The sequence below is a fragment of the Leuconostoc sp. UCMA20149 genome (genome assembly GCF_030400235.1).
GTDB classification, from domain to species: domain Bacteria; phylum Bacillota; class Bacilli; order Lactobacillales; family Lactobacillaceae; genus Leuconostoc; species Leuconostoc pseudomesenteroides.
In genome coordinates, this window is sequence record NZ_VJYC01000025.1 from 1 (window position 1) to 17,360 (window position 17,360).

The 17,360-nt window shown below is 35.4% G+C and carries 16 protein-coding genes and 1 pseudogene; 4 read left to right on the top strand and 13 right to left on the bottom strand.

The window, feature by feature from the left end; genetic code table 11:
* Nucleotides 1-175, bottom strand: a pseudogene (locus FF105_RS11055) (MarR family transcriptional regulator); the annotation flags it as partial.
* 309 nt (nt 176-484) lie between these two features.
* On the opposite strand from FF105_RS11055, the gene FF105_RS11060 reads away from it, so the two are divergent.
* Nucleotides 485-742: a hypothetical protein gene (locus FF105_RS11060; RefSeq protein ID WP_031941341.1), complete on the top strand. Its 258-nt coding sequence runs from the start codon at nt 485-487 to the stop codon at nt 740-742.
* A gap of 129 nt (nt 743-871) precedes the next feature.
* Here FF105_RS11060 and FF105_RS11065 read toward each other — a convergent pair whose 3' ends face one another.
* From FF105_RS11065 to FF105_RS11090, 6 genes are all read right to left on the bottom strand, one after another.
* Nucleotides 872-1,126, bottom strand: coding sequence for a hypothetical protein (locus FF105_RS11065; RefSeq protein WP_004915898.1), 255 nt, complete (start codon nt 1,124-1,126; stop codon nt 872-874).
* The gene (locus FF105_RS11070; RefSeq protein WP_010296492.1) at nt 1,123-1,491 is read right to left on the bottom strand and encodes a hypothetical protein; all 369 of its coding nucleotides are present in this window, start codon (nt 1,489-1,491) and stop codon (nt 1,123-1,125) included. Before FF105_RS11070 ends, FF105_RS11065 begins: the two co-directional genes overlap by 4 nt.
* Nucleotides 1,484-2,806 carry a Y-family DNA polymerase gene (locus tag FF105_RS11075; RefSeq protein ID WP_168441549.1) on the bottom strand — a complete coding sequence of 441 codons (1,323 nt, stop codon included), beginning with the start codon at nt 2,804-2,806 and terminating at the stop codon, nt 1,484-1,486. The genes FF105_RS11070 and FF105_RS11075 overlap by 8 nt, the downstream gene beginning before the upstream one ends.
* Nucleotides 2,807-3,025: 219 nt before the next feature.
* On the bottom strand, nt 3,026-3,106 hold the full coding sequence (locus FF105_RS11080) for a putative holin-like toxin (protein WP_155275059.1): 81 nt from the start codon (nt 3,104-3,106) through the stop codon (nt 3,026-3,028).
* A 488-nt stretch (nt 3,107-3,594) separates the two neighbouring features.
* Complete coding sequence (locus tag FF105_RS11085; RefSeq protein ID WP_010296497.1) at nt 3,595-4,857, bottom strand: 2-hydroxycarboxylate transporter family protein; 1,263 nt, start codon at nt 4,855-4,857, stop codon at nt 3,595-3,597.
* 16 nt (nt 4,858-4,873) lie between these two features.
* Entirely contained in the window at nt 4,874-6,502 is a 1,629-nt protein-coding gene (locus tag FF105_RS11090) for a malolactic enzyme (RefSeq protein WP_010296499.1), read from the bottom strand.
* Nucleotides 6,503-6,643: 141 nt separating this feature from the next.
* On the opposite strand from FF105_RS11090, the gene FF105_RS11095 reads away from it, so the two are divergent.
* Nucleotides 6,644-7,537, top strand: coding sequence for a LysR family transcriptional regulator (locus tag FF105_RS11095; RefSeq protein WP_010296501.1), 894 nt, complete (start codon nt 6,644-6,646; stop codon nt 7,535-7,537).
* Between the two features lie 327 nt (nt 7,538-7,864).
* On the opposite strand, the gene FF105_RS11100 is transcribed toward FF105_RS11095, so the two are convergent.
* The 4 genes from FF105_RS11100 to FF105_RS11115 all read right to left on the bottom strand — a co-directional run bounded on the left by FF105_RS11100 (nt 7,865) and on the right by FF105_RS11115 (nt 12,213).
* The gene (locus tag FF105_RS11100; RefSeq protein ID WP_010296504.1) at nt 7,865-8,269 is read right to left on the bottom strand and encodes a cytidine deaminase; all 405 of its coding nucleotides are present in this window, start codon (nt 8,267-8,269) and stop codon (nt 7,865-7,867) included.
* 308 nt (nt 8,270-8,577) lie between these two features.
* Nucleotides 8,578-10,212 (bottom strand): ribosomal protection-like ABC-F family protein, encoded by a 1,635-nt coding sequence (abc-f, locus tag FF105_RS11105; protein WP_290046879.1) that lies wholly within the window; start codon nt 10,210-10,212, stop codon nt 8,578-8,580.
* Between the two features lie 783 nt (nt 10,213-10,995).
* Entirely contained in the window at nt 10,996-11,412 is a 417-nt protein-coding gene (gene arsC, locus FF105_RS11110; protein WP_010296514.1) for an arsenate reductase (thioredoxin), read from the bottom strand.
* A gap of 360 nt (nt 11,413-11,772) precedes the next feature.
* On the bottom strand, nt 11,773-12,213 hold the full coding sequence (locus tag FF105_RS11115; RefSeq protein ID WP_188352250.1) for a MarR family winged helix-turn-helix transcriptional regulator: 441 nt from the start codon (nt 12,211-12,213) through the stop codon (nt 11,773-11,775).
* A gap of 182 nt (nt 12,214-12,395) precedes the next feature.
* Here FF105_RS11115 and FF105_RS11120 point away from each other — a divergent pair, with 182 nt between their 5' ends.
* A complete protein-coding gene (locus tag FF105_RS11120; RefSeq protein WP_188352249.1) occupies nt 12,396-13,340 on the top strand; it encodes an alpha/beta hydrolase in 945 nt (314 codons plus the stop codon).
* A 110-nt stretch (nt 13,341-13,450) separates the two neighbouring features.
* Nucleotides 13,451-14,008, top strand: a complete 558-nt coding sequence (locus FF105_RS11125) for a recombinase family protein (RefSeq protein ID WP_290046881.1) — start codon at nt 13,451-13,453, stop codon at nt 14,006-14,008.
* Nucleotides 14,009-14,162: 154 nt separating this feature from the next.
* On the opposite strand, the gene FF105_RS11130 is transcribed toward FF105_RS11125, so the two are convergent.
* Complete coding sequence (locus FF105_RS11130; protein WP_010296521.1) at nt 14,163-15,017, bottom strand: SDR family oxidoreductase; 855 nt, start codon at nt 15,015-15,017, stop codon at nt 14,163-14,165.
* Nucleotides 15,018-15,062: 45 nt separating this feature from the next.
* Nucleotides 15,063-15,905: an aldo/keto reductase gene (locus FF105_RS11135; RefSeq protein ID WP_010296523.1), complete on the bottom strand. Its 843-nt coding sequence runs from the start codon at nt 15,903-15,905 to the stop codon at nt 15,063-15,065.
* Between the last annotated feature and the right edge of the window lie 1,455 nt (nt 15,906-17,360).

Here is a 17,360-nt window from a genome sequence, read left to right on the forward strand (position 1 = left end):
CGCCAATATCCATCAACTTCGCTTTTTCTTTCTTATAGATAATGAGCAATGACATATATTGTAAATAAGATAACTCATAACCCCCTAACAGTTCTGCATACAAGCGATGAAAATAACGATTTGTATTATATATCGATAAACACAGTTCGTCATATAATTGTCCTTTTTTAATCATGACTAACTCCTCTGGAAATAATTATATCGTACGCGACATAATTATTCAATATAAATTTTATTTACAGAAATTATTTTACAAGAAGGAAAACAATTATGAATCGAATTACTAAAGCTATTACGGATCTTGCCACAGATGTTTTCAGATTATTGTTTTATTAATGGTTATCCAACCACAGTTGATTGTCATGTCTGCACTTTCCACAAGCAATCGCATTTTGGTATTAAGAATCTATTGAATTATCCCTCAGTGATGAAGAATCCTTTTTCACTTTGTCTCACACAACTGTCTGATTAGGAGGATAAAATCATGTTAATTTTTTGTTTATGTTTATTAGCAATGTTTCTATTTTGGCTATTTGGCCACATCATTGGCACCATCCTGTATTTGAGTATCCTATTTGTTGGTCATTTGATTTCGTATTGGTACTTTTATTTACCACTAATTATTTTGATAAGTCTAGCTATTGCTTCTGGCATCAAAAGTATCTTAGCGATGCTGGTGCTAATTATTCTGTCACTTGCCTTAGCACTAATGATATATTGGCCGCGTCATCACAATTCATAACAAAATAAAAAGCCCTGAATAATCAGAGCTTTTACCGAACTATAACATTCGGTACCCAATGGTTAAGCGTGTTGTAAATGCCACTGGTATCATTTACTTGTGTATTATATCATCTTTTGAGTAACGCTTTTAAATATTTGTGTTAACTGTTAGCCCAGTTTCTTTGCGAATTTTAGCAATGATTTCAGGTATCTGTTCTCTGTACTCACTATCTAAGCGAGCTATTTGTTGTGAATGTGTTGCTTTGCCAATTTTATAGTATTCAAAGAAAATATTGACCTTCTTTGAATATATCTGATCGACCACCCTTACTTCATAGATTGTGTTAGGTTGCTTAGCAAACATCTTTTTAATATCAACAATGACTGCATCAATTTGATTCATTCTTCTTTCACCACCGCTCTAATATTTTCAAATGCAATATAGGTCTCTTGCACATATACACCCAAATCAGAAAAACCATCGACCAAACCTGTTAGGTTAGGTACTAAGTGACCGTCCGTGTCCTCAATATTTTGTTGTACCGTCACAAATTCATAATTCGCTGAGGCATGACGCAAGATATTTTGACAAGCCGTTAAGGACATCATTGGTAATTTAACAGGTACGGCATTTTTTGCTTGTGCTTCACGCTTTAAAGCTGAGGTATGGTCCGACAGGAAATAGCCATTCCACTTCACCTTACCACGCTCGCGGTAGTCGTTTTGAAAGTAATTGTTAATCATCTTACTAAATTCTGCATCACTCATAGCTGTTACCTCCGTTATGACCACCAACCAGGCTGGCACGGTTAATCGCCGTACCGCCTTTTTCTTTGGACATTGCCCGCATCAAGGCTGTGGTACCAAACCGTTTTCGAATTTCATCAACAACTTGATCAATTTTGTTGGATTTAATTGATCTTTCTGGTTGCTCAAAGAGGTCAAGCTGCACGCCGGTGTCCTCAATTAAGCCGCCATAATCAATCCCAATATTACGAATCACTTCACCCTGCCAATGCTTTTCAAACAAAGCCACCATAATAGCCATTAATTTTCGGGTATCATTAGTTGGATCAATCCTTTGTTGCTTTCTAAAACCATGACTTCCCTGGCGTTCACTTTCGGCAAAAGAATACCCGATGAACATGCTAACCAAACAAGTTTGTTTCTTATGTGCTCTAATCCTGGTAGCCACTTGATCAGCCATTTCACGAACAACAATCTCAATCTCTTCTTTTCTTTTATAATCACGCGGTAATACCTGAGAATTACTGTATGATTTGTTTTTAGGCACGACCACCTCAGTCATATCTGTACGATCAATGCCCCAAGATAAGGCAAACAATTGCTCGCCAACCAATCCCAGTTTGGCTCTAAATTGATAAGGGTCCTGATGCGCTAAATCGTACATTGAATGGATACCCATCACTTCAAGTTTGTGTGCCGTACGGGCACCGATACTCCAGACATCATCCAGTTTCGTTATTGGCCATAATTTTGTCGGCACATCTTCATAGTGCCAAATACCTGTCAGGTTTCTAGTGTGTTTCGCTTCAATATCTAAGGCTATTTTTGCGAGCACAGGCGTGTCACCAATACCAACTGTTAAATAGACACCTGTTTCCGCTCTAACTTGCTTTTGAATTTTAAAAGCTACTTCCTCAGGCGTTTTACCAAACAACCGCCAAGAGTGGGTTACGTCTAAAATAGACTCATCAATCGAGTATGGCAGCAAGTTGATATCATCGGTGTATTGACGATAAATATTATTGATTTTTAGGTTTTCAGCAATATAATTATTCATCCTAGGGTGTGCGATAAACAAGTCATGCACATCAGGTAAATCACGCTGGCGCATCACATTACTAATGCCTAAGTCCTTCTTAGCTGTTGGTGAGGCCGCTAGGACTAAACCACCATTAGTATTTGCTTGTTCAGACATCACGACTAAATCACCCTTTAATGGATTAAAGCCTCGCTCAACATTTTCAACACTGGCATAGAAACTTTTTGAATCAATTAAAAAAAACACGCCACGCTTTTCTTTGCTATAATCATATTCAGTTATGATTGCTTTTTCCATCAGCAACCTCCAAAAACAATTGTGTATAATTCATTATACGAACAAGCGTTCGTTTAAGCAAGCGAACAAAACATTAAATTTGTGACAAAAGCAAAAGCTATGCTATAATAAAGGCATAGAAAAGAGCCGTAGCGCTAACTACGACTCCTAGCAATCCCGTTTCGACGGTGACCATGCTACAATCAGTTGATGACTGTTAACCGCTCAAAGTTAAGACAGTCATTTTTTTTTGCTAATTTTTTCGATTAACAAAACTACAAAAGTCAGAATGCTTATGATGAATCCACCAAAGGCAAACATGACCAGTAGCGCGTCCGATATGGACACAAGGCCTCTCCTTTCCTAGAATGTGAGATTATAGTGTTTACACCATAAGCACCACCTCCATTCAGGATAGCCACCGTCTTAACTTGATTGCTGTAACTAGTATAACACACCCTAAAATAGCAATTGGTCTAAAACTCATACACTTGTGAAATTTTATAAAACAGGTATTAAAATAAGGCTTCCAAAGACTTTGTGAAAGTTTTTTTGGAAACCTTATTCTTAACCGCTTTGAAACCATTTTCTGTTCTTTGAGCAAATCTAACATAAAATAACGAAGTTCAATAGTGTCGTCTAACTCTTTAAAGAAGCTACCAATTTTTTTGTTCTTAGATATCTAAATGTTGATTTAATCCTTCGCACACAACATTAAATATAAAAAAAAATCGTAATTTTCATTACGATTAAGAGTATTGCCTCTTGCTGAAGAGGCTATTTTATATATAATTTTTAATTATGGTATTTCAGTGCAAAAAATGAATTAATACTCCTCCCAAAATTAGAACGATTGCGCCCCCCATTCGATTTCCCATTTGAGCAAAAGCAATCATATCCATTCGATTTGAAGCAGATAATACCGCCACATTGCCTGTGCCGCCCATACTATTGTCCGCCATTCCTGCAGCAATCGCAGACTCAACAGGATAAAGCCCAAATAGCTTTCCAATCACGGCACTCGCAACACCCATTACAACGACACTCGTAAGCGTGAGAAGAACAAATTTCCAAGTCAATGATTGTTCCAATACATTCAAGTCAATTAACGCCAAACCTATGCCAGCCAATACTGCGTGTGTCAAGTTACCCATTATAATTTTGTTAAACATGACTACTGACTCTTCAAGCTGATCCGGAATCAAATTAAAAGCCTTAGCGATAATAACTAAGATAATAATAAAAGCGTAAGCGTGAATTTTTGGAACAAAACTATTTAGAATAGTGCCAACCAAGAAGAATGAAAATGTTAGCATCATGCCAACTCCAATACGAGTAACGTCTAGATTCTTTATTGGTTTACTTTTCTCGTCCTCATTGATTGGTAGTAAAACTCCATGTCCATCGTATTTTGTGTTTGCTCCAACTTTTGCAATTAATGCTGCACCAATAACGGCAAGAACATTCCCCAAAGTAACGGCAGGTATTAGTTGAGAAAACATTGAGGCGGAACTAACACCTAAACCTTGAGCATAAATGTGCGAAAGTGGCACCGCTCCAGCACCTATACCACCTGCCATCATTGGCATAGAAACAAACATCACGGAATGCCCGAAGCCAAGTCCTAGTAACATGCCAACCAGACCAACAGCAAAAAATCCTATAACCATCGCTGCTAATGATACTGGGATAAATCTGACAGCCGCTTTAAGCAATAAATTGCGATTCATTCCTAGAATCGCACCAACGATTAAGGCGGCGATATAAAAGTCTAGTAACCCTTGGTCATTTAAAAATGTCTTAGTAGCATTTACAACGTTTGTAGGTATGATGCCACTTGTTGCTAGAGCAGCTGAGGCGAAAATGGTGAAAACGGATCCACCACCAAGATATGATTTAAAAACTGGTAAAATGTTGCCAATGTAGTAGAATAGATGACCAAGTAGAACCAACAACAAGGTCAAACCAAGCATATTAAGTGGCAACTTGTTGAGTGAAATTGTGACACCAAGTATGACCAGCATCAAAATATACAACGGCAAGCTGACACCACTGATTTTTATTTTTGTCATATTATTTAAATCCTAATTAGTACTCCGCAGACCATTTGGCATCTTGTACGGCTTGCTTTGGATCGGCAATTTTTTCACGATTAAGCCCTTGGTTCACAACACTTTGAGCTGTAATCTCAGCAATCTTTTGTGAGAACTCAGTAAGATTTGAAACTGGTGGCAATACAGCTGCTCCTGGTTCATCAGCATCCACTAGACCACCCAGTGCATGAATAGCAGCCGAGATCGTTTCCTGTGTTAACAATTTAGCCGTTGAGGCAACAAGACCAAAGCCTAACCCAGGATAAATCAACGCGTTATTGCCCTGTCCTATTTTATATGTCACTCCGTTGTAGGCAACATTGTCTGCAGGAATACCAGTTGCTATCAAAGCTTTCCCATCAGTCCATTTAATTAAGTTTTCTGCAGTTGCTTCAGCTAGTTTTGTTGGATTTGACAAAGGAAAAATAATTGGGCGTTCTGTATTTTGTGCCATCGATTTTACAATCGCTTCCGTAAATGTGCCTGGCTGTGTTGAGGTGCCAATTAGAACTGTGGGATGTATCTCATTGACCACTGCTTCCAAATTATCTAATCCTTCAGAGTTAACAAATTCTTTTCGTGAACGCGTGAACGGCTTTTGCGCTTCAGTTAAACCTTCAGTGTCATCAAATAACAAGCCTTGCTTATCCACAAGATAGAAATGACTACGAGCCTCGGCGTCGGATAGCCCAGCTTGTTTTAATTCTGAAAAAATCTGATTAACAATTCCCATGCCAGCTGTTCCGGCACCGAACGTTAGGAATCTTTGATCAACTAGTTTTTCTTTCGATATGTTTAGAGCACCGAATATTCCTGCCAAAACAATCATTCCGGTTCCTTGAATATCATCGTTAAATGTGGCAATGCCGTCTTTATATTTATCCAAAATTACTTGTGCATTTGAACGTCCAAAATCTTCCCAATGCAATAATGATTCTGGGAACAATTTTTGTTCAGCAGTCACAAACTTATCTATGAATTCAAGATACTTTTCACCAGCAATACGCTCATGTTTGTTTCCTAAATACAAAGGATTTTCCAATAGCGTTTCGTTGTTCGTACCTGCATCAATACTTACTGGTAATACTGTTGCTGGATCTATTCCAGCAGCTGCTGTGTAAACCATCAATTTACCAACCGCAATATCAACACCATTGACACCCCAATCTCCCATGCCTAATATACCTTCAGCATCAGTCACAACAACTAGCTTTATATCTCTACCGTCAGCGACATTTTTCAATGTACTTTCAATATTTTCTGGATTATCGATTGACAAAAATGCTGCATTTTGAGGACTAGTGTAAATTTCATTATATTGTTCAATAGACTCTGCGACAATAGGATCATAAACAATTGGCATGAATTCTGAAACATGTTGATCCATCAAGTGATAGAACAATGTCACGTTTTCATTAAACAAATTCATAAGAAATATTCTTTTTTCAAGTAAAGGACTTTTCGCCTGAAATTGTTTGTAAGCTTGTTCTGCTTGTTCTTCAATCGTTTGTACTTGACTTGGTAATGTGCCAGTTAAGCCCAATTGCTCACGCTCAGCTGCAGAAAATGCCGTTCCCTTATTTAAAAATGGATTACGCAAAATGCTATACCCTGTTGTAGTCATGTTATTTCCTCCAAAAATTTTGTATTTTAATTAACAACATATTTGACTATACACGGTCAATTGTTTTATAGTCAAACTAGCTATTTACTATAAATTTATTTTATACACATCACGATTGTCATTGATATAAAGGGGTTTCTAATGAAAACAGAAGATTTCAAATACTTTAATGAATTATATACAAAAAAAAGTTTTACCAAAGTCGCCCAAACATTTAATGTTAGCCAGCCATCTATTAGCACTGCTTTAAAGCGCTTAGAATCTCACTTCCAAAGTAAGTTGGTTATAAGAGGAAACTCACAAAATGAACTAAAATTCACCCCAGCAGGTGAACAATTATACAAACACACCCATTCGATTACGACGGAGATAGAAACTGCCCTGCATGAACTAAATCACTTAAAATCACATAGTACAACCATTGGTCTACCACCAATGCTAAAGAGTGCCTATTTTGCTAAAATTGCAGTTGCTAGTAAAGAATTTGATAAGCAATTTAATATCCAAAACATGCACATTTTTGAAGCTGGATCTAATGTATTAAAACGGTCATTAATAGATGGCGATGTTGACATTGCATTATTAGGCTCATTGGATAGTGACGTTACTAATGAGTTATTGCAAGAACCTTTCGTTCAAGCCGATTTTAAAATATACGTCTCTAGTAAAAACCCACTTTCTCAGAAGGAAAGTTTATCTTTTTCTGATTTAAAATCCGAACACTTTGTTGGTCTCGATTCTAGTTTTATTCATAATCGAGCTATGGCCTATTTTGCTAGTACAGGTAATATCAGACCAAAATTTTTTATGAAAACGTCCGATATTAACTTTTTAATGAATATGATTTCGGAAAATCTCGGGATCGCTTTGTTAGCCGATATTGTTAAGCCAACAACGCCAGACATCATCACATTATCGATAAAGGACGATCATCAGCCGAAGTTTGTTGGTAGCATTGCATTTAGAAAAAACCATCTGTTGACCTCGGAAGAGAAGATGTTAATCACTATTCTGTCCAAATATTCACGTAAATAATTTTGACGCGCTCGCGAACGGCGTCAACCAAAACAGTGCCAAGTAAGCGTACTTAAAATACGGACAGATGTCTGCTCTTATACTAGAAAAATGCACTATTTCTATTTAGCTCATAACATTAAAGTTCAGTATTTCAAGAAATTTGATTTTTTTCTTCTGAAATTATGTTAATGGTAAATTCCAAGAATTAATTATTTATATACATGGTAGAAACTGAAAACAAATTCGTTAATTAAGCTTATCTAATATAATTTTTTAAAAAACAATGCCACTATACAGTTGCATTGCTTCACTTTAAATATTCAATTTATTTATATTCCAATGCGTTTATTGATAAACTCTACTCCAATGAAAAGGTTGTAAATCAGCAAGCGGCATATATTGGACTTCACCATTTTTTAAAATACCGATGCCACATTGTATTGTATTTCCCCAGAAATTTAATCTTTCTTGACAAATACCACAAGGGGTAAGAACCGTTAAACTATCATGTTCATTTTCTCTTACCAAACAAAGTGTATGTGTAATTTTCTGTCCTAAAGTAGCTGCTTGAATATAACTACCTAGCTCCATACAAACACTTGATGCTGCATTTGGGAATTCAGGCGAAATACTAGTTAAAATATCGCCGTTTTCTAATAACACACCAGCCGCTCCACCCCAACCTTTGGGATAATGTTTATCTATTGTCTTGCTTACAGTATCAAACAACTTACCTGTTTTTGTTTGCATAGTAACTTAACCTCCTGTTAATTGTTAGTATATGCACTTAATTTGATTATCAACCAAACAATCACTTCTATACATAAAAGTCATTTTTCTAGAATCTAACTCATCATGGCTCAAAATATTTAGGAGCCATGATGACCAATAAGGTTCCTGAATTCTTACTTAACCAACAACTTTAAATGTTTGAAAGACAATTAATAATTCATCAGTGAATTGTTTGCCCCATGTTCCTAGTTTAGCTGTAAATTTTTTTGTAGATGTTGTACCATTATTGTTTTTCTGTATTTTTATTTTCCATCCATCCGTTACCCTTATAACTTATATATTGTCTTAACAAGTTGCTTATTTTCCAAAACATAATGAATATCGAAGTGGTTATTAACAAAGTACCTGTCATGCGAAACAGCAAGCACTGTTCCTTCATAATCATCTAACGTATCCTCTAGCATTTCAATAGACCCAATGTCCAAGTCATTTGTTGGTTCATCTAAGACAATCACATTTGGATGTTGACCGATAATTTGTGCCCAGCGTAGCCTCTTACGTTCTCCACCTGATAAGGATTTTACTTTTTTGAAAACATCTTCTTTATAAAACAAAAACTTTGAAAGTTGATATCTGGCATCTGCTTCACTCATTGGTACTTGTTTGATATATGATTCAAGAACTGTTTTTTGTGGTTCTAACTCTGCTTCAAATTGTGAAAAATATCCAATTGAAAGATTGGGTCCTGTATGAACAACTCCAGTGGTAGGCTGTTTCAGTCCAAGTAAAATTTTCAGTAGAGTGCTTTTACCAACACCATTATCGCCTAAAATTGCAACACGATTACCTCGTGTCACTGTTAAGTCAATATTTTTTAAAAGTGGTTGCGTACTCAAATTATATGAAACCCCTTTAACCTCAAAAACAATTTTACTAGATTGATCAGCTGCTGATAAATTCATTGTCATATTTTTTTCTGTTAAGTTTGGTCGTTGAATAATTTCAAGTTTATCTAAAGCCTTTTGCATGCTTCGAGCTCTAGAAGCAAATTTTTCATTGTTATAAATATGCGCCCACTCTTTTAATTGATGAATACTTTGCTTCATTTTTTTGATACGATCTTGCTGGTCACTATACTTTTGAAATGCTTTTTCAATTCTGACTTGTTTTTCTGCCACATAAAAAGAGTAGTTTCCCTCATACAGGGACGAGCTTCCGTCTTCAATTTCAATAACTCGCGTTACGATTTGGTCGATAAAATGACGATCATGGGAGACTACAATGACAGCCCCTTTATAATTTCGGATATAGTCAATTAGCCAATCAGTTGTTTTTAAGTCCAAATGATTCGTGGGTTCATCCAAGATTAATAAATTGGATGATTGAACGAGTGATAATGCTAATTTTGTCTTAGTTCTCTGCCCGCCACTTAAAGTTTGCCATTCTTGTGATAACAAATCACCTATTCCCAATCCGTTAGCTATGGACTCTATTTTCGATGTCATTTCATAACCACCAGATACTTGAAAGTCATCTAACAGATTACCATAGCGCTCATAATCCTTTTCAGAGAGTATTTCGCCTGCTGCCATTCTTTTTTCAAGTCGTGCTATTGCCTTTTCCATCATTACCAATGATGGAAATCCATTTTTTAATATATTGAGCACTGTTTTATGTTTGACGTCATTGAGACGTTGTCCAACACAAGCAATTTTTGTATTTTTTTGAAATGAAAGTGTCCCTTTTTGGGGTTGATTTTCTTGTGCAATAATTTTTAAAAGTGTCGATTTACCACTCCCATTACGTCCGACGATGGCAACTTTGTCTTGTTCTGAAACAGTAAAAGTAATGTCACGTAGAATATCGTTTCCAGCAAAGCTCTGCGATATTTGATTTAAATCTAGTATATTCATGATTGATCCTTTAACCACAAAAAAACTGCCCCAAAATGAGGCAGCCATTAATTAATGGTTCTCTTAATTTAGGTTATTAAAAACGTTCAATTTTACGAAGATTGACAGACTCCACCCCTTGGTGTATCAATACGTACAAAATCGAGTGTACGCGACTAACCCATTGTGATTGAACGTGTGCCATGAATATACCTTTCGTTTTCTAATTAGTGTCTATAATAACATATTAATAATATAAATTCTAGCTGGATCAAGAGAAATAAAGTATTGAAATACTTGTTAAGTGATAGCTAGCCGAATGACTATAAGTTTTGTCATGATAATTAACTGTTAAATTTAGGTGTCGGACCAATCTGGCGCAAAATGTTTGTGAGTATTTTACTCAATAAATAAAAACATAATGTCAATCATGACTAGTTAATTGCTTTTGAATTTCTAAAAAAAATTTCTGCTTCATGAAACATCTTTTATTGAAACATAATACGCTTATCAAACGTTTCTATTAGTTCTACAAACATATGATCGACAATTTACTAAAAACAAATCGTGGCACCATCATTCCAATTTTTTGTAAATGGTCTGTTATTTCTAGAATATGTCAATTGGTCTAAAACAAAGCTGCTTGTGAAATGGCTCAAAAATGTGTGCTTGTGAAATAGAAAAATGCGCAATTAAATTAGCTTGTGAATTCTGCAATTTCACAAACAAAAAACAGGCTCTTGAAAGCCTGTCTCTGCGTTACTTTAAATAGCAAATGTTATGTAAAATACCATACTCATATCATAGTAAAAGAGCGACATAACTGTCACGTTGTGTCGCTCTTTTTTGTCATCAATGAAAGTAATCATTCAACCCTGTAATTAATTTTTTAATCTCATCACGAACTTTACGAAACTCTTGTAGTTGTTCTTCTACAGTTCCTGTTGCTTGCGCTGGATCGCTTAAAGGCCAGTGCAAGCTTTGGGATTGCGGAGGAAGCATGGGACATTTATCCTTGGCATCGCCACATAAAGTAATGATTAAATCTGCAGCATTAAAATAATCAAGATCAATTAATTTAGAATAGTGGTTACTAATATCCACTCCGTCTTCAGCCATAACTGTAACTGCATTTGCGTTTAGTCCATGAGTCTCAACACCCGCACTCTCAACCTCAAAATTATCGGGTGATAGTATGCTTCTGGCATATCCTTCAGCCATTTGACTCCGACAAGAATTTCCTGTACATAAAAAATAGATTTTTTTCATTTTTAAACACCAGTATTTTAGTTTGTGTAACATCATTATACACAATAACAACCTCTAAATGCTGAAATTTGAAGCCATAATTATCTAGATGTAAACTATATTTTCATTCGTTATTATTTTATTTTATAGTACACAAATCGTCAAAAAGCGCAGAAAACTTTTAAATAATTTGCGTTAAATTAAAAAAAACAGACCCGTTATATCAAGGTCTGCTTTTTGCTATAAAAAATATATTGATTTCATTTTGTTAGTACACTATTTAGTATAAAATCAATGATCAAAACACTAACACTTATTGGAATTCCCGTTCTGAAAAAAAAGGAAGTCTGTAGGATTAAATTGACCAAACACTTTTAATCCTTATTCAGAAACGTGAACCATAAGTTTTTTCATTGTCTTATTCAAAGTGTGCCATTCATCTGAATCCAATCCTGATTTTTCTAATAATGTTTGGGGAATAATTGCTGAATCTGCTTGCATCCTTTTCCCCTTTTCAGTCAATTCAACCAAAACAACGCGTTCATCCATTACATCACGATGACGAACGATAAGATTTGCTTTTTCCATGCGCTTTAACATTGGAGTTAATGTCCCAGAATCTAAATCTAGTTTATTCCCCAGTTGGGAGACAGTTTGTGGACCATTTTCCCACAAAGCCACAAGTGTTAAATACTGTGGATAGGTTAAATTAAGATCATCTAGTAACGGACGATACATTCTTTGGATCGCTCTAGAAGTTGTATAAATAGAAAAACAAAGATGATCATTGAGTGAGACAAAATTTTGGGAGCGTTGTGTCATAGTTAATAGCCTCTTTTAATAGCTTTAGTTATTCTCCATTATAGACCCTCTGCCAATTAAATCAACCAAAATATTATTGTTATCAATTTAATTGTTGACAACATAAAACAATCGCGGTACAATATTTTCACACCCAAAGGGTTGTGCACAATTTAATTGCTCAAAGCTAAAAGGAGAATACCATGGCTGACAAAAAAGTAGTACTAGAACAAGTCACACAAAAATTTGTTGACGAAGCAGCACAAGGGGCGCAATTATACGAGTTGCCCGTTGAAGAAGGACGACAAGGTGTTGATGAGACACAAGCAGGAGATATTCTCAAACCAGCAGCTGAAATTGACAGTTTGTCTATTTCAGGTCAAATTGATCATAATGTTGACATTAAGATTGTTCGACCTGAAAATTCAGTTGGTTCATTGCCAGTCATTTTATATATCCATGGTGCGGGTTGGGTGTTTGGCAACAGCCACACACATGATCGTTTAATCCGTGAATTAGCTACCGAAGCAAATTCGGCCGTTGTTTTCCCAGAATATAGCCGTTCACCAGAAGCAAAGTATCCAACCGCATTAGAAGAAATCTATGCCACATTAGAATGGATTTCAGACCATGCGGCCGTTCAAAATTTTGATGGTGATCATATCACAGTAGCGGGAGATTCAGTTGGTGGTAACATGACAGCTGCCATTACATTATTGGCCAAAGAGCGCAAAGGGCCAAAGATTGCCAAACAATTGCTCTTTTACCCTGTGACAGATGCTAATTTTGATACCAAATCTTATCATGAATTTGCCGAAGGATACTTCCTCACACGCGAAGGCATGAAGTGGTTCTGGGATCAATACACAACAGATGAAAATCAACGTAATGAAATCACAGCTTCACCATTACGAGCTAGCTTAGATGACTTAAAGGGATTGCCAGAAGCATTAGTTATTACAGCACAAGCCGACGTATTACGAGACGAAGGCGAAGCGTATGCAAATAAGCTACGTGAAGCTGGTGTTCCAGTAACACAAGCTCGTTTCCAAGGTGTAACACATGATTTTGTCATGCTAAACGTTTTGTCAGAAACTACTGCCAAGAAAGGCGCCCTGCTCTTGGCAACCAATTGGTTAAAAATGTAATGATACAAAAAAGCGCAAAATACTTTTTAAGTAATTTGCGCTTTTTTAATGGCATGATATACTTCTATTTGTGTAATGCAATTTAGTTGTGCAACTTTATGAGGTGAAATATGACTGTTTATGGATATGCTAGAGTGTCTACTGCTGGACAATCTTTGAATGAGCAAAAAGAGACTCTAAAAAATTCCGGAGCTAAAATTATTCTCAGTGAAAAATATTCGGGTACAACAACATCACGACCACAATTTGAAAAACTCGTCAATCTGATTGAGCCTAATGACACATTGATCGTCACCAAACTAGATCGCTTTGCTCGAAATACACGTGAAGCATTAAATTTAATAGATGATCTCCTTAAAGAAAAAATTATGATTAAAGTGTTAAACTTAGGTACCATTGATAACACCCCAATGGGTCGTATGATTGTCAGAACTTTGCTATCAGTTGCAGAAATGGAACGCGATATGATCATTGAGCGTACACAGGCTGGTAAAATTTTTGCAAAACAACATAATCCTAATTATAAAGAGGGTAGACCAAAGAGACAAAAAGATAGTCGTAATACACCCATTTTTGAATATTCTCAAACCCACACTGTTAGATCTACAGCAGAAGCATTCAGCATTTCCGCTAGAACAGTCCAATACATCAAAAAAATGTTTAATTAAGACGTGTTATGTAAACATTCATTGGTTTAGCAAATATCAATTAAAACATCCCACACAAAATCAGTAATCCACTAACTAAAAAAAGACCAAGTGTCTTAACTTGGCCTGGTCAATAGTCAATATTATTCAGATAATAAACGGCCTTATACAAAACTTATTTCTTTGGTGTCTCCTTGTGAATCTTTTTTGCCGTGATGACCAAGTTGTTTTCTTGACCTATTCCGTCTTTGGCTTGACGATTCCAGATAGAATCAAGTTGTTTACGTTGTTCACCCTCAATTGACTTGGGTAAAACATTTCTGTATTTTGGATTTTCATCCAAAATAATTTTCACGGTTTCGTTAATTACAATTTGTGGGTCATATTGTTCGTGCGGAAAGTTTAACTCTTGATAATCAAATACTCGGGATGCAACAGCAGTGCCCCATCCACGGTAAGTTTCAAACATCCGGTCATTAAAACCTGTTAGGAAAGGACCCGGATTGATAGTGATGACATCAATATTAAACGGTCTAGTTTCCTTGTACAACGCTTCCGCGAAAGCTTCCACTGCATGCTTTGAGGCAGAGTAAGCCCCAGAAAATGGATCAACTGTCAAACCTGCAACAGAGGACATAAAAATGATTCTTCCGCTCTTGCGCTTTAACATTCCCCTTGCAGCTATTTGCGTTAAGGCAACAGGCCCCACCACGTTAGTTTGAAACTGTCTCTCGATTGCGGAAACAGGAATGTCTAGTACTGACCCTCCTTCACTAACACCGGCATTATTAAGTAAAATGTCCACATCCCATTCTAGAACTTTTTCGCGGTCGTCACTGAGTGTCACATCTAATTTTTCAAAGAATATATTTGAAAGCTTTAGCTCTTTGGCTTTTTGTTCTAACCGAAAAATTTGAGCATAATTTTCTGTAGTTGCAATAACACTCAAGTCAGTTAGTTCAGCAAGTTTGAATGCAATACCTTCCCCAAATCCTGAACCTGCTCCTGTAATTAGTATTGTTTGTGACATAACTAGCCTTTCATTCTTTAAAGTTAAAAGTGAAAATTCGGGAAATTATTCAAATTCCTCATACTCATTTGGATCTTGATTATCCACTCTACCATCTGTTTTTTCTAAGGCGGTTATTTGTTTGATTTCTTCAGATGCAAGTGAAAAATCAAAAAGATCTATATTCTTTCTTTGATGTTCAGGAGAAACTGCTTTAGCAATTGGCAGAATGCCTCGATCTAATTGCCATCTCAATATTATTTGACCAGTATTTTTACCATACTTTACAGCCAATTCTTTGATTACAGGTTCCTCAAGTTCATGGCTACCACGTCCTAAAGGACTCCAAGCTTCAGTTAAAATGCCATATTTTTGGTTAGTTTTAACTAGATTCTCCTGTGGCCAATAAGGATGAATTTCGTTTTGGTTAACAGCCGGTGTAACGCCAGTGGCTTTTATAATTTTTTCCAAATGTTCTTCTTCGAAATTAGATACACCAATTGATCTTACGAACCCACGTTTTTTAGCCTCAATCAAAGCTTGCCAAGCTTCCACATAATTATCACGTTTTGGCAATGGCCAGTGAATGAGATATAAGTCAACGTAGCTTAATCCCATTCGTAATAATGATTCTTCTATTATTTTGAGAGCATCATCAAAATGGTGATATTTACCCGGCAACTTTGTAGTTACAAAAAATTGTGAACGTGGTATACCAGAACGCCGTATAGCTTCCCCTACTGCCCCTTCACTATCATAATTAGTTGATGTATCGAGTAAGCGATAGCCAGATTGGATTGCCGTCAAAATTTGTTCAACGCCTTCATATCCACGAATTTGAAATGTTCCTAAACCTATTTTAGGAATTAAATGTCCATCATTAAGTAGATATTGTTCTTGATTGCCCATTTTTTCTCCTATTTTGAAGTGTAAAAAAGACCAAACTAATAGTTATGGTCTTCAAATAATTTATCTTTTAATTAATCAGCCTTTTTATAATCAGCATTCTTTGGATCATGATTATAAACATTTTCTTTATCAGTTGAATTTGGATCATTCTTTTTGTTCTGCTCTTTAACATCTATTTCTTTGTCTGTCATCTTAAATCCTCCTAGCTTTTTGAGACTGGTAAAATATTTATTACCATGCGTAAAGTGTACCATTTACTTTTTGATATGTTAAATAATATGCTTAAAAAAAATTAAATCAACATTTTTTTGGCGCTTGCACTTGAGTTGACATTTTTTTCAAATAATTATTATCGTACGCAATAGCAATCATAACCCTCAGTAATTAATCGTAAACCTAACAATTAAACACAATAATTGTTTCGCTACTTAGGTTAAATTTCCTCAAATAATTAGCGGATATTTATAATTATTGTTTCGAAAAAAAAAGCACCTTTTAAATCAATATTTCGAACGGAATTAAAAAACTGTTAAAAAAATATTCAAGTGAATTTGAATTAACGTTCGTTAAGGAGTTGTGTCTGATCAAAATAGTTTGACTGAATTAGTCAAAAAGTATTCTGTTGGCTGTGATTGCATTAATCGTTAGTGGTGAGATAAATCTATTGTTAAAAGCTCAATCGTCTCTATAATGCTCTAATACAAAAAATGGCTGTTTGTGTATAAGCTCAACAACTAATCTAATGCTAATCCAATCAATTTCAAGAAAGAAATCCCAGAACCAATCATTAGCTTTAAAATATCAGATACAGACACTGTGCATCTTATAGCCTAGAATCTGGGTTTAAAATTTTAACACTAAATGCATCACCAAAATCAAGCTAGCTATCATCTTAACCAGTTTGCGAAATTAGTATCACATATACGAAAATACCAATTGGTCTAAAACATAGTCGCTTGTGAAATGTGTAAAAAATGTGTGCTTGTGAAATAGAAAAATGCGTACTTAAATTAGTTTGTGAATTTTGCAATTTCACAAACAAAAAACAGACCTTCGAAATCCTGTTATAGCGTTACTTATGATAGTCAGTCTTATGTTAACTTAAATTGGTATATATCATTTTTAAATACAAATTTTTATAAATCAAGTTAATTGTTTAAGTGTTTTGACTTTAAAGTGTCAAAATGGTATTGAATTTCTGTAAAATTTGATGACTTATTCAATATCTCGTATTTATCAATATAATTATTATAAGAAAGATTTTTTGTGGGTTTAGAATGACCAGAAACTATATAATAATACTCTTCTTTTTTAATAGCCTTTTTGAGTGCTCTTATACTAAAAAACTTACTAACATTAAAGGTGAAGATTATTCTCGACGGAGATGATCTTCACCTTTTTTGGATTTATTCTAAAATTGGTAGTGAAACTTAGGTCGTTGGTCCTTTTGACACC

Coding starts and splice junctions, on each gene's coding strand:
- FF105_RS11130 (WP_010296521.1), bottom strand. CDS start 15,017: ATGTCACAAACAATACTAATTACAGGAGCAGGTTCAGGATTTGGGGAA.
- FF105_RS11135 (WP_010296523.1), bottom strand. CDS start 15,905: ATGGGCAATCAAGAACAATATCTACTTAATGATGGACATTTAATTCCT.
- FF105_RS11060 (WP_031941341.1), top strand. CDS start 485: ATGTTAATTTTTTGTTTATGTTTATTAGCAATGTTTCTATTTTGGCTA.
- FF105_RS11075 (WP_168441549.1), bottom strand. CDS start 2,806: ATGGAAAAAGCAATCATAACTGAATATGATTATAGCAAAGAAAAGCGT.
- FF105_RS11125 (WP_290046881.1), top strand. CDS start 13,451: ATGACTGTTTATGGATATGCTAGAGTGTCTACTGCTGGACAATCTTTG.
- FF105_RS11070 (WP_010296492.1), bottom strand. CDS start 1,491: ATGAGTGATGCAGAATTTAGTAAGATGATTAACAATTACTTTCAAAAC.
- FF105_RS11120 (WP_188352249.1), top strand. CDS start 12,396: ATGGCTGACAAAAAAGTAGTACTAGAACAAGTCACACAAAAATTTGTT.
- FF105_RS11115 (WP_188352250.1), bottom strand. CDS start 12,213: ATGACACAACGCTCCCAAAATTTTGTCTCACTCAATGATCATCTTTGT.
- FF105_RS11100 (WP_010296504.1), bottom strand. CDS start 8,269: ATGCAAACAAAAACAGGTAAGTTGTTTGATACTGTAAGCAAGACAATA.
- arsC (WP_010296514.1), bottom strand. CDS start 11,412: ATGAAAAAAATCTATTTTTTATGTACAGGAAATTCTTGTCGGAGTCAA.
- FF105_RS11090 (WP_010296499.1), bottom strand. CDS start 6,502: ATGACTACAACAGGGTATAGCATTTTGCGTAATCCATTTTTAAATAAG.
- FF105_RS11085 (WP_010296497.1), bottom strand. CDS start 4,857: ATGACAAAAATAAAAATCAGTGGTGTCAGCTTGCCGTTGTATATTTTG.
- FF105_RS11080 (WP_155275059.1), bottom strand. CDS start 3,106: ATGTTTGCCTTTGGTGGATTCATCATAAGCATTCTGACTTTTGTAGTT.
- FF105_RS11065 (WP_004915898.1), bottom strand. CDS start 1,126: ATGAATCAAATTGATGCAGTCATTGTTGATATTAAAAAGATGTTTGCT.
- abc-f (WP_290046879.1), bottom strand. CDS start 10,212: ATGGCTGCCTCATTTTGGGGCAGTTTTTTTGTGGTTAAAGGATCAATC.
- FF105_RS11095 (WP_010296501.1), top strand. CDS start 6,644: ATGAAAACAGAAGATTTCAAATACTTTAATGAATTATATACAAAAAAA.